The organism is Parvimonas parva, assembly GCF_016552165.1.
GTDB classification, from domain to species: Bacteria; Bacillota; Clostridia; order Tissierellales; family Peptoniphilaceae; genus Parvimonas; species Parvimonas parva.
On sequence record NZ_JACVDA010000018.1, the window covers coordinates 18,517 to 34,380 of the forward strand.

Here is a 15,864-nt window from a genome sequence, read left to right on the forward strand (position 1 = left end):
TATTTCCATTTTAATAAATTTAAAAAGGTAAATATGATGAAATAAATATTCTTTTACACAAGAATTGTAAATTCATATTTATTATATCATATTTCCAATTTAGATAATCTTTAAATGGTAAATATGATGAAATAAATACACTTTTATACAATAACCATAAAACTGTATTTATTATATAACATTTATTTAGGAGGATGTTTATGTTAAAAGAATTTAAAGAATTTGCCTTAAAAGGTAATGTAATGGACTTGGCAGTTGGGGTAATTATAGGTGGAGCATTCGGAAAAATCGTTACTTCTTTAGTAAATGACATTTTAATGCCTTTACTTTCAATTTTAACAGGTGGTATTAATTTTTCAGACCTAAAAATTGTATTAAAAGCTGGAGATAAGTCTAAAGAAATTGCAGAAGTTGCTTTTAAATATGGAGCATTTATTCAAAATGTTATTGATTTTCTAATAATTGCATTTTGTATCTTTATGATGGTAAAAGCTATGAATAAATTATCAAGAAAGAAAGAAGAAGTAGTTGAAGAAACACCAAAAGCTCCAACTCAAGAAGAAATCTTAACAGACATTAAGAATATCTTAGCAGAAATAAAAGAAAAATAATCAAAGAAAATTAAGAAAAAAACAAAAGCTACGAAAAAAATCGTAGCTTTTTTGTTATCTATTCTATACTTATTCCATTCGACAAGTCGAAAATCGGTATTGCTATTGAAAAGACGATAAATGCAACAAAGAGTGAAATTAAAATTATTATAATAGGTTGTAAGTATTGTAATATTTTATCAACTGAATAATTTATTTTTTGGTCGTAATACTCCGTCGCACTTTCAAGTATTTCAACTAAGTTTTCACTATTTTCTCCTATTGCAAGCATATTTATAAATGCAAGGTTGAAAATCAAATCGTCTTCCAAAGAATTTGAAATTAGCTTTCCGCTTTTTATTTTTAAAATAGCAACTTCCAGATGTTCACTAATAAAAATGTTTCTTGTAGAATTTTTTACAATTTCCAAAGCCTCAACTATACTTATATTTCCATTTAACAAAATCGTAAGATTTTTTGCAACTATTGAAGTGATGTAATTTTGGTAATGCACCTTTATATAAGGAATTTTAAAAAGCATTTTTCCAAAGAATTTTCTAACTGCATATTTCTTTGAAATAAATTTTATAAAAATAACAAAAATTAAAATTCCTAAAATTATATATAAATAATTTTGCTTTACAAAATTTGTACTTTTTACTAAAAATTTTGTAACTTTAGGAAGTTCTACATTACTATCTTCAAAAATCTCTAAAAACATTGGTATTACATTGTTTAAAAGAAAAACTAAAACCACAAATGTAACAAAAAGTAATATAATAGGGTAAGTCATTATACTTATAAGTTTTTGTTTCAGTTTGTATTTCTTTTCGTAATACAATGATAAATACAAGAAAACTTCCGATAATTTTTCTGAACTCTCCCCAGATTTTATTAAAGATAAAAATAAATTGTCAAATTTTTTCGTTTCCGAAAAAGATTGATATAAGTCAAATCCTTTTAATAAGTTTTCATAAACTTCTGCAAAAATTTTCTTTAAAGTCTTATTTGGAGAAGTTTTTGAAAGTAAATTTATCGTTTCAGCAGTATTAATATTTGATTTTAAAAGAAGTCCCGCCTCTTTTAGAGAAATACTTAAATCGAGTAAATTAAGTTTATTTCCAATTTCCATATTTAAAATATTAAAAAACTTTTCTTTAAAACTCATTTTCAAACTCTCCTAATGAAAACAAAATTTTATTAACCTCTTCAAAACTTGTTATCCCGTCAGCAATTTTTCTAAGTCCGTTTTTATACAAACTTTCATTTCCATTTTTTCTAAAGTATTCATAAAGTCTAACACTGTTACAATTTTCATTTATGATTTCTTTTATTTCATCATCTAAAATTAAATGCTCTAAAATCAAAGTTCTTCCAATATATCCACTATTACAATCTTCACAGCCACATTTATCGTAAATATATTTCGGAATTTCAAGACCGTTTTTCTTAAAATTCTCCTTTTCAAATTCAGTTAAAGCTCTTTTAACTTTACATTTTGGACAGAGTTTCCTAACAAGTCTTTGCGATAAAATAGCAATTACTCCGGAAGAAATTACATAATTTTCTATTCCCAAATTCAAAAGTCTAATTATCGCTGAAACCGTATCTGCTGTATGTAAAGTTGTAAAAATGAGATGCCCCGTTATCCCTGCTCTAAGAGCAATATTTGCAGTTTCTCTATCTCTCATTTCTCCAACCAAACCAACTTCAAAATCTTGTCTTAACATAGCTCTAAGTCCGGTTGCAAAGTCAAGTCCCAATGCTTGATTTATATTTATTTGATTTATTCCACTAATTCTAACTTCAACCGGGTCTTCTAAAGTAATTATGTTGATACTTTCTTTTTGTAATTTTTTTACAAATGAGTAGAGTGTTGAAGATTTACCGCTTCCCGTTGGCCCACTTATGATTAAAACACCGTTTGGACTTTTTATAATATTTTCTATTAGATATTTTTCTTCTTCATAAAGTCCTAAATTGTCAATGTCAATTTTAAAATTTCCGGAATTTAAAATTCTCATTACAATTTTTTCACCCAAAATTACAGGAACAGATGCAACTCTAATGTCAACTGAATTTTCATTAAAATTAAAATCTAATCTTCCGTCTTGTGGCATTCTCTTAATTGTAATATCCATTTTTGAGATGATTTTTATACGAGAAATTATAATAGGAGCATTAAAACTGCTAACTTTATAGATATCAATAAGTTCTCCGTCAATTCTATATCTTATATAAAAAGCATCTTCTCTTGGCTCAAAATGTATATCTGATGCATTGTTTTCTATCGCAACAGATATTACTGTATTAACAAAATCTTCGACATTCTCAACTTTATCAACAAAAATTTTTTTCATAACTTTCCTCTAAATAAACTTTCTTATAGACTTTGCAACTCCATCATTTTTATTCGTATCAGTTATATAATCAACATTTTTCTTTACATTTTCCATAGCATTACTCATTGCAATAGAAAGTCCTGAAATGTTTAACATAGGAATGTCATTTTCTCCATCTCCAATTGCGATAGTTTCAGACAATTCTATATCATTAAGCCTACAAATTTCCCTTAAACAAGAACCTTTGTCTGTATCTTTTGCCATTAATTCAAAAAAGAAAGGCAATGAAAAAGCTAAAGTATATTCACTTTTTATCGTATCAGAAAACTTTTCTTCTAAAATTTTCAAAACATCATATTCTTGACAAATTCCAATTTTCAAGACCTTTTCTTCTAAATTATTTTCTAAAATATATTCCTTAACACTCTTAACCCTAATTATTTTAGGATTTATAAATTTAGAAATAATCTCAACATATTCATCATTTGAATCATTTGTAAAAATTAAATTTTCCAAAAAAACTATTGGTGTCAAATCATTCTTTTCAATAGTATCTAAAATATCAAAAAGATATTCTTTATTTAAACTCTTTACAAATTTTGGAACTTTGCTGTAAGTTGTAGAAATTAAACTACCATTTAAAGCTCCATAATAAGTATCTATTTTTAACTCCTCTAAGGTTTGTTTTATTGTAAATTCCTCTCTACCTGAAATAAATGCAATCTTTACACCTTTTTCCATAGCGTAAAATAAGGCATCTTTAACAACATCTGAGATTTTATGCTCCTCATTAAAAGTTGTTCCGTCCATATCAAGTGCTATTAATTTATACATAATTTTCTCCTAACTTTTATCAAAAAAGGGACTTCAAAGTCCCCCTCTAATTCTATTCAACCGTAACAGATTTCGCTAAATTTCTTGGCTTATCAACATCATTTCCCTTTGCTAAGGATACATAATAAGCAATAAGTTGACTTGCAACAACTGAAATTATAGGCATTAAAATTTCTATTGTACCAGGAATTAATATTTTTTCATCAGAAACGTCAAGATTGTTATCCAAGTGAGTTATTTCAACAACATGCGCTCCTCTTGCTTTAACTTCTTTTACATTTGAAATAATTTTTTCATATAATCTCTCTTGAGTTGCAACCACAAAAACAGGAGTTCCTTCTTCAATCAAAGCGATAGTTCCATGTTTTAACTCGCCGGCTGCAAAGCTTTCAGTATAGATATATGAAATTTCTTTTAATTTCAATGCACTTTCCATAGCAGTATAATAATCAAGACCTCTTCCTAAGTAGAAACAAGTATTCTTGTCTTTTAATTCTAATGCAATTTTTTTATAAATTTCTGTATCTTTCAATAAAGTTTCTATTTTGCTTGGCAATTGCTTTAAATTTGAAATTACATTTTTATATTCATCTAAAGAAATTGTTCCTAAAATTCTAGCAAATTTTAAAGCAATCATATAAAGAGCAGTAACTTGTGTTGTATAACCCTTTGTACTTGCAACTGCTATTTCAGGTCCTGCCCAAGTGTAAAACACATTGTCTGACTCTCTGGCTATTGATGAGCCGACAACATTTGTAACACTTAAAATAGTTGCTCCTTTCTTTTTAGCCTCTCTAAGTCCTGCAAGTGTATCAGCAGTTTCTCCTGATTGACTGATGATTATAACCAAAGTTTTATCATCTACCATTCTGTCTGAATATCTAAATTCAGATGCAATATCGACAATTACAGGAAATCTTAAGGCTTTTTCCAAAATTTCCTTACTAACAAGCCCTGAATGATATGCTGTACCACAAGCCACAATATAACATTTATTAAATTTGCTTAAATTTTCATTTAATAAACTTTCCATTCCGTCTAAAACTAACTCATCATTTTCATCTAATCTTCTAAGGAAAGTTTCTTCAATAACTTTTGGTTGTTCATAAATTTCCTTTAACATAAAATGGTCATAGCCACCTTTTGTAGCTGTCTCAACAGACCAATCAACATGTTTAACTTCTCTAGTAACAACATTGTTATCTTCATCATAAATAGTATATTTTCCATCTTTAAAATGAATTAAATCTCCATTTTCAAGATAAATAATATCTCTTGTATATTTCAAAACTGCAATAACATCTGACGCAATGAAAAACTCTCCATCGCCAATGCCAACGATTAAAGGACTTTCTTTTCTAGTTCCAATAAGCTCTTTAGTATCTTGTTTTAAAATCCCAAAAGCATAACTTCCATTTACCTTTGCTCTCATTTTAAAAACTGTACTTAAAAAATCTCCATCATCTAAGTCTTCCAATAATTGAGGAATAACCTCCGTATCAGTTTCTGATTTAAAAACAAAATTTTTAGCTAAAAGTTCTTCTTTTAAATGTAAATAATTTTCGATTATTCCATTATGAACTACTGCAAATTTTGAATTCATACTTAAATGTGGATGTGAGTTTTCATCTGACGGAACTCCATGAGTTGCCCATCTTGTATGCCCTACACCAATATTTGAAATTTTATTTTTATATTCATTTTCTAATTTTTCTCTTAAATTGCTGATTCTTCCAACAGCTTTAACAACATCTATTTTATTATCTTCTAAAAATGCGATTCCAGATGAATCGTATCCTCTATATTCTAAAGTTTCTAATCCATTTAAAATTACATCAATAGCATTTGAACTACCAATGTATCCAACAATACCGCACATAAAATTTCCTCCTAAAAATAATTTTATCGCTACTTATTCACATATAATATCACATTTTGCAAATTTTTTCAAGTAGAAAAATTATCACATAGTTCAACACACAATAGTTCAATACAATATAAAATCTTATTTAACTATTGCTATCAAATACTCCAAATCATAAAAAGTAGCTGAAGAAATTTCTACAAAAGAATCTTCAGGAAGTTTTCTAGTAATGTAAATATTAAAATCATCCACTTCAAAAAAATCAAAAGCATTTGTATTTTTAGGCTTACCAATCAAAACTGACGGTTTTAATTCAGTTGAACAATTTCAGTTACTCCAACCTTTAAGCTCAACCATTATCTCCTTTTGATTTTCCTTTAAAAGTTTTTTTGCTTTTTCATTTATAACAACTTTTATATTAATCACTCCTAACAAAAAAGACTGTATAAACAGCCTTTTAAACAATTATTCCATTAACTACCAAATTTTCCATAAATAGAAAACTCATAGTTGAAACAGTAACAGTATCATTAACTGCTTTAATTCCATTCATAACATACACATCTATTCCATCAATATTTTCTAATGTATATTTATCTAAATTTAAAGGTTTACCTAATGAAGCCATTGGTTTTAAAACAACACCACTTCAAGAACTGCAACCTCTAACCTCAACAGTCATAACACCATTGTTTTTCTTTTCTAAAAAATTTTTAGCTTTTTCATCAATTATAATTTTCATAATATTCACCTCTAATGTTCTGATACAAAGAATATACCCTCAACAAAATTTATGAAACTTTTTATCAAAATGTTTTTCGAATTATATTTTTATAATTTTCTTCCATTGGAGCAAAAAATTCTTTATCGTTAAGGTAACTAAGCTCACCTTCTATATTTTTAAAAATTATTGTTTCTGCATGTAAAAATTGACTCTTTAAATCAAAATTATTTCTAAAAAATTTATTAACTTCCATATCGCCATACTTCACATCACCAATTATAGGAAATCCCTTAGAACTTAAATGACTTCTAATCTGATGAGTTCTACCCGTTATAAGTTTTATCTTAAGCAAACTAAAATTTTCATTATTCCTTTCAACATAAACTTCTGTTATGGACTCCTTACCATTTTTTGAAATACTTGATTTGTTTTTTTCTTCGTTCTTTTCAAGTTTTTCATTAATGATAAAATTTTTCTTAACATAACCACTTACAACAGTTTTATAATATTTTTCAACAGAGGTTTCTTTAATTCTATTTAACTCTCTAAGTGCCATTGAATTCTTAGCCCCAATAACAAGACCTGAAGTATTTCTATCAAGCCTATTTATTATCGCAGGAACAAAAGTTTTTTCAACTCTTGGATTGTAATCACCCTTTTCAAGCAAGTAGCCAATCATAAAATCAACCAAATTATTACCATAATCCTCTTTTGAAGATGCATGAGATAACAAATTTTTCGGCTTATTCATAACAATTATATTTTCATCTTCATAAACTACATCAAGTTTTTTAGAATATGAATACTTCTTAGTCTTTGAAATAATCAACTTTTCAAGTTCTTCCTCATAAATAAAAATATTCACAATATCATTTTCATTTAAAATATAATTTGCATCAACTCTTTTTTTATTAACTTTTATCTTTTTAGTCCTCAAAAACTTTTGAATCATAGACGTACTAGCATTATTCAAATACTTTTTCAAAAACCTATCAATTCTTTGAGCAGAATCATTTATATTTATTTCAACATTTCTCATAGTTTCTCACTTTCATATTTTGTTCACTTTTAACATCAAGCTATTAAAAAACATCACTCTACTTACTCCGTCATCCCTATTTGTGATGAAATTAAATTTTCTTTTGGATTAATTTATTGTGAATTTAATTATATCATATTTTCCATTTTATACGATTTTTTTAAAGTAAAATATGATGAAATTAAATTTTCTTTTTAGATTAGTCTAAGGTAAATTTAATTATATCCTATACAAATACCTATGTCAATGAAAAAATCCCAAAGCTAAAGCTTTGTCTGCACTCTGAGACTTAAAGGAGAATTAATTCTCCTTTAAGTCTAACATACAGGTTATATTTTTTTATAATTTTTGGTCTCACATCATTTACAAATGTACATTAAAGTATTTATTTGTTTAAATAAATATTTTTATTAAAAAAGGAAGTGAATTTTACTTTATCACTTCCTAAATTTTTTAATATTACATAATCTAACCTATAGACCACATAAATATTTAACTGTATAGGATACAAATATTCCTACATAATTTCCTAAAGCCCCTGCTATTATACCCATTATCAATCCTACATTTATAAGAGATTTCCAATTAGCTCCTGCCGCTGTAAGAGCAGATGTTGGTCCATCTACAATGCATCCTACCATTGATAAAATTACATATTCATATTTAATTTTTAATAATCTACATATTATTAAATGTACTAATATACAAAATATTAACATTAGTAATACATACAAAGTCATCATAAATGCTGAACCGATAAATTGTTTTAAATCAACTGCAAATCCTATTGTTGAAAGAAAAATTAAAGATAAAAACAATCCTAAATCTAAATTTCCTCTTAATTTTTTTACAGGTTTCAATTGAGAAATGATTATAGAAACAGTTGTAAGCATCAATAATCTTCCTGATTTCCAAAAATCTGCAGGAAATATTTTTTGAGAAATAATTGTAGTAAAAAATGTTACAGCAAAACCTATAGTAAGTAACCAAGTTATATCTTTTATTGACCATTTTTTATCGGACATAAGTGTTTCTTGTTCACCATCTTCTAATTCTTCATCACTAAGTTGATATGGCCAAAATTTATTCCATCTTTTTGATGCTTTAAGAATCATAGGAGATGCAAATAAAAATACCATAAGTGGTGTTGAAACAACATAATCTGCTGCATTTGCCGCAGCAAGAGTTTCTCTTGAACAATCAAGTCCTGTAGCTATAGCTGTTAAGTTAGGAGTTCCTCCTGTATAAGTTCCTACAAACATACCTGCACATTTCCAACCTTCAATTATTTTTGGTGCAAAATAAATTCCCAATATTATAGCAACTATACAGACTGAAAAGATAGCAGAAACCAAAGCCAATAGAGGCTCTTTGGTAAGCTTTTTTAGCTCTTTAAAATTCATACTAAGCATACAAACTGAAATTGCAACTGGAACTAAATAAGTAGAAATTTCTCCATATAAATCATGAGAAATAGGAACAATATGGGTATTTGATAAAATAATCCCTAGTACTACAACTGTAAGAACAGGTCCTAAAGATTTAAAAACTTTATATTTTTGTACCCATAATGATAATGAAACCATTAGTAATATGACGAAAAGTAAACCGTCATTTCTTGTAATCAAAGCATTCAACAAATTTTCCCCCTTTAAATATATTGTTGTACATTCATTTTACAATAAATGCATTTAAAAAGTCAATATATTTTTTATAATTTTTGCTCTCACATAATTTACAAATATACAAAAAATCCCAAAGCTAAGGCTTTGAGATTTTTTTAATCAACTAGTTATTTCTTTTTTTATTTATTATAGCCATTGCTACCCTTTTTACTAATTTTCTATTTTCCAATTAACTGATTTATTCTTTGAGTCGATTAAATCTTTATACAATCCGTTGTGTTCTATCAATTCGCTATGTGTTCCGGATTCTTCGATATGTCCTTGGTTTAGAACTAAAATTTGATTTGCATTTCTGATTGTCTTTAATCTATGCGCAATCATTATAACGGTTTTATCTTTTGTCAGCTCTTCGATCGCATTTTGTAATTTATCTTCATTTTCAGGGTCAACATTCGCAGTTGCCTCGTCAAATATTATTATCGGTGCATCTTTTAGCATAGCTCTTGCGATTGAAATTCTTTGTTTTTCTCCTCCTGAAAGGTTAGAACCTCCCTCAACAATAATTGTATCGTATCCATCAGGTAAACTCATAATAAAGTCGTGGCACATAGACTTTTTAGCAACTTCAATAACTTCTTCTCTAGTTGCATTCGGCTTTCCAAATTTTATATTGTTTTCTATTGTATCTTCAAAAAGATAAACATTTTGGAAAACAAAAGAAATATTTTTCATTAAATTTTTAAGTGAATATTCTCTTATATCCTTTCCACCAATCAAAATACTTCCTGAATTTACGTCCCAAAATCTTGCAATCAAATTACAAAAAGTTGTCTTTCCGGAGCCTGACGGCCCAACTATTGCAGTTAAATTATTTTGATTTATCTTACAAGAAATATTATTCAAAATCTTCTTTTTATTGTAACTAAATTCAACATTTCTAAATTCTATATCAAAGTTATCAATTTCTTTTTCAACGATTCCCTCTTTCATATCAGGAATTTCATTTACATAATTTAGTGAATCTATCGCATTTTCAGTAACTCTAAGAATTGCCATTACACTACCTGCTCCGATAATCCCATTAAAAATTACATAACTTGCAATAGTAAGCATAATTAAATCGGACAAAATTATACTACCTGCAACATACATATTAAAAGAAACATAAAGCATACAAGCAGTTGTTATGGCGATTACAATCTTTTGAATTATGTTGTAAGGAATTAAAGTTTTTTCCAAGCCCAATGTATAATCACGAACATCATCAAAAGATTTTTCCAAATCTTTATTATTTTCATTAACAAGATTATATGACTTAATAATTTGCATTCCTAAAAGTGCAGATAGAACTTGTGAAGTAAGTATTGCTTGTATCTTATGCGCCTTCATAGCATTTTTTCTGGATTTTCTTTCCATCATAGCAGTTACAAATAAAAATGCAAATATTCCTAAAGTTGCAATCAAAGCAATTTTGTAATTAAAGAAAAACAATCCAACAACAAAAACAAAAGTTGTAAGCATTCCTCCAAGTACCATTACAAGTAACATTGGCACCCACATTTCTATTTGACTTAAGTTTGTAGTCGCAAGAGTTGTAAGTTTTCCAAGATTAAAACTTGAGAAAAATCCCATTGGAACTTTTTTGATTTTTTCTCCAATTTCTATTCTCCTATGAGCAGACATAAAATATCCTGCATGAGTTTGTTGTAGCTGTGAAGTCTTTTGAGTAAAAATCTTCCCAACTACACATACAAGCATAATCAAAAATACAATTAAGGCATCTCTAGTTTCTAAAGTATTTGTAAAAATTTTATTTAAAATATAATAAATTGCGCCAAATTGAAAAGAGTTAAATATTGCATTTAAAAGCGCAAAGAAAATAGAAAATTTTATATTTTTTTGTTCTTTTATGGAAAAATTCCATATTTTTCTAAATACTGTAAGCATTACTCTTCCCCCTTTATTGCAGAATCCCACATTTCCTTATAAAGTTTTGAATTTTCAATAAGTTCATTATGTGTTCCTTTTGAATTTATTTTCCCATTTTCTATAACAAAAATTTCATCAACATTTGTTACAGTTCTAAGTCTATGAGCAATCATAATCAAAGTTTTACCCTTAACCAAATTACTGATTGACTCTTGTATAATACTTTCATTTTCAGCATCAATATAAGAAGTTGCCTCGTCCAAAATAACTATTGGTGCATTTTTAAGCATAGCCCTTGCAATAGAAATTCTTTGTCTTTCTCCTCCGGACAAATGACTTCCGCCCTCTCCAACAATAGTATCGTATCCATTCTCCAAATTTATAATAAATTCGTGGCAACCGGATTTTTTAGCCATTTCAACAATTTCTTCATCAGTTGCATCAGGTTTTGCAATTCTTATATTTTCCTTTATGCTAATATCAAAAAGAAAATTATCTTGCGAAACATAAGAAATCAAATCAGAAAGTTTTTTCAAAGAAATATCTTTCAAACTAACTCCACCGATTTTTATATCTCCCTTGTCAACATCCCAAAAACCTGCAATTAACTTTGTAATCGTACTCTTACCACTACCACTTGGTCCAACAAATGCAGTAGCTCTATTTTCCTTTATATTTAAGGATAAATCTTCTAAAATTTGTTTATCTTCATTATATGCAAATGAAACATTTTCAAAGTCTATATCAAAATTTTTAATTTCAAAATCAGAATTTGAATGTATCAATTCTTTTGAACTTAAAATTCCTTGAATTTCTCCTGTTATTGTTCCAATTCTAGCTAAATCATCAATATAAGCTGAAATCTTTATTAAATTTTCAATAGTTCCAAAAGATAAAATAATTATTGCAATTAAATTTACAACATTCAAACTCCCATTCAAATAAAAAATAACACTAAAAGGCAAAATAGTTAAAAGTCCCATTGGAGATAAATGCATCCCCATTGCAGACCTTATTGAACAAGACTTCATCCAATTATAGAAAAAACTGGCATTATCATAAACAGACTTAGAATATTTTTCATAAGAGCTGTCGCTTTGATTAAAAGCCTTAATAACCTCAACCCCATTAATATACTCAACAACTGAATTATTCATCTTTTGTCCTATTTCAACAGACTTTTTATAACTTAATTGATAGCTTTTATTCATAATTGTTGCCATTGCACCAAAACCAATTACAAGAGGAATTAAAGACAACAACATAAGACGCCAATCTAAAATCAACATATATCCTAAAAGCACAATAGGTCCAACTAAATTGGCCGTTACCTCAGGAATAATATGCGCCAAAGAAGTTTCCATATGGTCAACTTGGTCAACAATTATATCCTTTAATTTTCCCGTACTGTAATTTAAAATATCTCCTAAAGGCATTTTAAATAATTTCCCCATAATATCTTTTCTCATATCAGCCAAAACTTTAAAAGTTGCAGTATGAGAAATTAAAGTAGAAATCCCTGCAAAAACTTCTTTCAAAACGAAAGCTCCCAAAATAAAAATAATATTTTGTGTATAGAAAGAAATATCCATATTTCCACTAACAACTGAAACCACCAACTTAGCAAGAATAATGTAAGTTATAAGTCCCATTGCGACTCCCAAAATCGCAAAAACAACTGATAGTAAATAACTAAAAACATTTTTATTTACATACTTTTTTATCAGTTCCATAATTAACCCTCCTATCTATCTAAATTTTTAAAATAAATTTTTATCATATCTTTTAAATTTTCTTTATTTTTATAAAAGTTTCCCTTTGCCTTTAAAATTTCTCCTCCCAAAATTAAACTGTTTATAAAATCAGAAAAGAACCTATCATCTATAAAATCAAAATTAATACCCATATTTTTCAAAAGACTTCTCATATTAATCAAAGTTTCTCTTTCCAATTTCAAATATAAGTTTTCCAAAGATTCATCATAATTTTTTTCTTGAAGAAACATAACATAAACAGCCAAAAGCTCATTATCAGCTAAAATTTTCTCTACAATAATTTCGGAAATAATATCGTATTTATCTAAATCTTTATGCTCTTTTAAAAAATTATCTACAACATTATATCTATAATCACAACCATCTTCCATTAAATCATACATCATTTCCGTTGTACTCTTGTAATGTCTATAAACTCCACCTTTACTTAAGCCACTCTCTGCTATTACATCCTCCATAGTCGTATTGTGAAATCCCTTACGAATAAAAACATCCTTCGCACAATATCTAATCTGCCTCTTTCTCTCATCAGCAGGTAGTCTTTCATTACGCATAATAAATCTCCTTTTTGTAAATATTTATATTTTATACACTAAAAACAAAGCGACACAATCGTCGTTAAATGTATTATACAACTTTTAATAATTCTTTTCAATATTTTTTTTTAAAATTTATATTGATTTAGTATTTCTATTTACAAAAATATGAATATTTATATATGATATAAAAAATATGTTTTTTAAAAATAAAAAATCGACCCTTAAATCTTAAAGGTCGATTTTTTTCTATTTGAGTTATCTATTGACTCTCTTTTTTTCTTTTAAATGCTACAACAAGTAACGTTCCTGAAAGTATCATAAAAATAGTGTACAATTCTATGTTCATACTATTAGCTGTCTTTGGAAGTGTCTTATTGTTAGCTACTTGTGGCTTTTCACCTGGTTGTGTTGGATCTTCTGCCCCTACAACTGGTGGATCTTGTGGTGCTGGTGTTACTGCTACTTTTTCAAATTTTGCATTTACTGTTAGGTTTCCATTGATTGATGTGTTTTTATCTAAAGCCGGTTCCCAACCTGTAAATTTAAATCCAGCTTTTGCTGTAACTTTTGGAGCTGTTATATCAGCTAATGTTTTGTTTGCTGTCTTTAATACATATACTGTATTTTTAGTTCCCATTATTCCCTTTGCCGGGTCTGCTTTAAATGTTACTGTCCAGTACTTGCTTGTATCTGCTGGTTTTCCGCCGTTTGGATCTGTTGGATCTACCGGTCCTACTACTGCTGGATCTGTAGGTGTTGGAGTTGGTGTTGGTTTTTCCTTTACTGTTAATGTATTTGTTTGTGCAGTTAATGGATTTTTTTCTGCAGTTAATGGATTTTTTCCTGCAGTTAATGGATTTTTTCCTGCAGTTAACAAACCTTTTGTTAATTTTACGGCTTTTTCATTGTTTGCAGCTACTGTATTTGTTTCTGCTGTCAAGTTTCTTTTTGTTAATGTTACAGGCTTGTTGTTGTCATTTAATGTTAAAGCTGTTCCATCTATAGGATTTGTTGTGATTTTATATGTTCCAAAGTATTCAAATTCTACATCTTTTGTTATTTTGTTTTTGTCTGTTAATCTTACTACAAGTCCTGATAGGTCTAGTTTTTCTCCTTCTGTGTAGCTTAGTTTTGGCTGTGTTATTACTTCCATAGATACTACATTTTCCGGGTCAAATTCGATTTCTTCAACTGTAATTTCTGCATCTACAATTGCTTTTTCTCCTTTTTTAACTTCATCTGGATTTTCACACAATTGATAGCGAAATTTTATAGGGTTAGTTGAACCATCCCAAGTAAATCCATCTTCTTCTAGTTGTACATCAGACTCAATAATTCTATTCTTATCAAAACCTTGGGGAAGTTTATCAAATGGAACTTTTTTACTTCCTTTTTTAACTTTTACAGTATATTGTGCTGGCGTTAACCTAAGACTATATCTATAAGTCGAAGGAGTTGCATCTTCTTTTTTAACTAGCTTTATAGATATCAGTGGATTTTTTTTGCAGTCTAACCATTCAAACTTTGTATTTTTACTTACATCTAAACTTGTTAACTTGTTTCCATAACAATTCAAGTGAGTAAGATTTGTGTTTTGACTTACATCTAAACTTGTTAGACTGTTTTCACTACAATCCAATTCAGTAAGATTTGTGTTTTGACTTACATCCAAACTTCTTAGATTGTTTCTATAACAACTCAATTTAATAAGATTTGTGTTTTGACTTACATCTAAACTTGTTAGATTGTTGGACAAACACCACAATGCAGTAAGATTTATGTTTTTACTTACATCCAAACTTGTTAGATTGTTTGTATGACAACTCAATATAGTAAGATTTGGGTTTTTACTTACATCTAACTCTGTTAGCTTGTTGGCAGAACACTGCAATTTAGTAAGATTTGTGTTGTTACTTACATCTAACTCTGTTAGCTTGTTTCTATAACAATCCAATTTAGTAAGATTTGGGTTTTTACTTACATCTAAACTTTTTAGCTTGTTTCTAGTACAAGCCAATTCAGTAAGATTTGTGTTGTTACTTACATCCAAACTTGTTAGATCGTTTGCATCACAAACCAATTTAGTAAGATTTGTGTTTTTACTTACATCTAAACTTTTTAGCTTGTTTTCATAACAATACAAGTCAGTAAGATTTTTAAAATGTTCAATTCCTTTTAAAGAAGAAACTGATGTTCCGTATATATCAATACGTTTAGCCTCATCTAACTCGTCCTGACTTAAATAGCCATTTTGATCTTTATCAAACTCACGACTTACATAATTTCTAAATTCTTCATTCTCAAAGTTTGTTTCATTTATCTCTACATTGCCATTTGCATAGCTAGCTGTTGGATTTAAAGGTAGATAACCCATAAACATTACTAGAGCAAGAAAAAATCCCATTATCCTTTTCCTTTTCATTTTCATTTCACCCCTATTTTTTATTTTTATATTTTCTCACATTTAAATTATATATATACATATATTTTTTGTCAATAGTTTTTTGCATTTTTTATGACAAAATATGTTATGATACAATTGATGTGAGACCAAGGGTACAAAAAAAAGAGAATATCCTGTATAATTAAAATAACAAAAAAAA

At 28.0% G+C, this 15,864-nt stretch carries 13 protein-coding genes; 1 reads left to right on the forward strand and 12 read right to left on the reverse strand.

All coding sequences use genetic code 11. From position 1 onward, the window contains the following. Positions 1-200 precede the first annotated feature (200 nt). Positions 201-611, forward strand: coding sequence for a large-conductance mechanosensitive channel protein MscL (gene mscL, locus IBJ83_RS06515; RefSeq protein WP_333473022.1), 411 nt, complete (start codon positions 201-203; stop codon positions 609-611). Between the two features lie 58 nt (positions 612-669). Here mscL and IBJ83_RS06520 read toward each other — a convergent pair whose 3' ends face one another. From IBJ83_RS06520 to IBJ83_RS06575, 12 genes are all read right to left on the reverse strand, one after another. Further along, positions 670-1,758 carry a type II secretion system F family protein gene (locus tag IBJ83_RS06520; RefSeq protein ID WP_201275840.1) on the reverse strand — a complete coding sequence of 363 codons (1,089 nt, stop codon included), beginning with the start codon at positions 1,756-1,758 and terminating at the stop codon, positions 670-672. Further along, positions 1,748-2,950, reverse strand: coding sequence for a GspE/PulE family protein (locus IBJ83_RS06525; RefSeq protein ID WP_201275841.1), 1,203 nt, complete (start codon positions 2,948-2,950; stop codon positions 1,748-1,750). Before IBJ83_RS06525 ends, IBJ83_RS06520 begins: the two co-directional genes overlap by 11 nt. A gap of 9 nt (positions 2,951-2,959) precedes the next feature. Further along, positions 2,960-3,766 (reverse strand): HAD family hydrolase, encoded by an 807-nt coding sequence (locus tag IBJ83_RS06530; protein ID WP_201275842.1) that lies wholly within the window; start codon positions 3,764-3,766, stop codon positions 2,960-2,962. A gap of 52 nt (positions 3,767-3,818) precedes the next feature. Continuing rightward, positions 3,819-5,645, reverse strand: a complete 1,827-nt coding sequence (glmS, locus tag IBJ83_RS06535) for a glutamine--fructose-6-phosphate transaminase (isomerizing) (RefSeq protein WP_201275843.1) — start codon at positions 5,643-5,645, stop codon at positions 3,819-3,821. A 126-nt stretch (positions 5,646-5,771) separates the two neighbouring features. Beyond that, positions 5,772-5,927: a hypothetical protein gene (locus IBJ83_RS06540; RefSeq protein ID WP_201275844.1), complete on the reverse strand. Its 156-nt coding sequence runs from the start codon at positions 5,925-5,927 to the stop codon at positions 5,772-5,774. 160 nt (positions 5,928-6,087) lie between these two features. Then, positions 6,088-6,372: a CC/Se motif family (seleno)protein gene (locus IBJ83_RS08530; protein WP_269902527.1), complete on the reverse strand. Its 285-nt coding sequence runs from the start codon at positions 6,370-6,372 to the stop codon at positions 6,088-6,090. A 64-nt stretch (positions 6,373-6,436) separates the two neighbouring features. Next, positions 6,437-7,393 (reverse strand): RluA family pseudouridine synthase, encoded by a 957-nt coding sequence (locus tag IBJ83_RS06550; protein WP_201275845.1) that lies wholly within the window; start codon positions 7,391-7,393, stop codon positions 6,437-6,439. A gap of 473 nt (positions 7,394-7,866) precedes the next feature. After that, positions 7,867-9,033 (reverse strand): DUF819 family protein, encoded by a 1,167-nt coding sequence (locus tag IBJ83_RS06555; RefSeq protein ID WP_201275846.1) that lies wholly within the window; start codon positions 9,031-9,033, stop codon positions 7,867-7,869. A 195-nt stretch (positions 9,034-9,228) separates the two neighbouring features. Further along, positions 9,229-10,965 (reverse strand): ABC transporter ATP-binding protein, encoded by a 1,737-nt coding sequence (locus IBJ83_RS06560; protein ID WP_201275847.1) that lies wholly within the window; start codon positions 10,963-10,965, stop codon positions 9,229-9,231. Further along, on the reverse strand, positions 10,965-12,680 hold the full coding sequence (locus IBJ83_RS06565) for an ABC transporter ATP-binding protein (protein ID WP_068474380.1): 1,716 nt from the start codon (positions 12,678-12,680) through the stop codon (positions 10,965-10,967). The genes IBJ83_RS06560 and IBJ83_RS06565 overlap by 1 nt, the downstream gene beginning before the upstream one ends. Positions 12,681-12,691: 11 nt before the next feature. Beyond that, the gene (locus tag IBJ83_RS06570) at positions 12,692-13,276 is read right to left on the reverse strand and encodes a TetR/AcrR family transcriptional regulator (protein WP_068474378.1); all 585 of its coding nucleotides are present in this window, start codon (positions 13,274-13,276) and stop codon (positions 12,692-12,694) included. 244 nt (positions 13,277-13,520) lie between these two features. Further along, the gene (locus IBJ83_RS06575; protein ID WP_201275848.1) at positions 13,521-15,683 is read right to left on the reverse strand and encodes a leucine-rich repeat domain-containing protein; all 2,163 of its coding nucleotides are present in this window, start codon (positions 15,681-15,683) and stop codon (positions 13,521-13,523) included. Between the last annotated feature and the right edge of the window lie 181 nt (positions 15,684-15,864).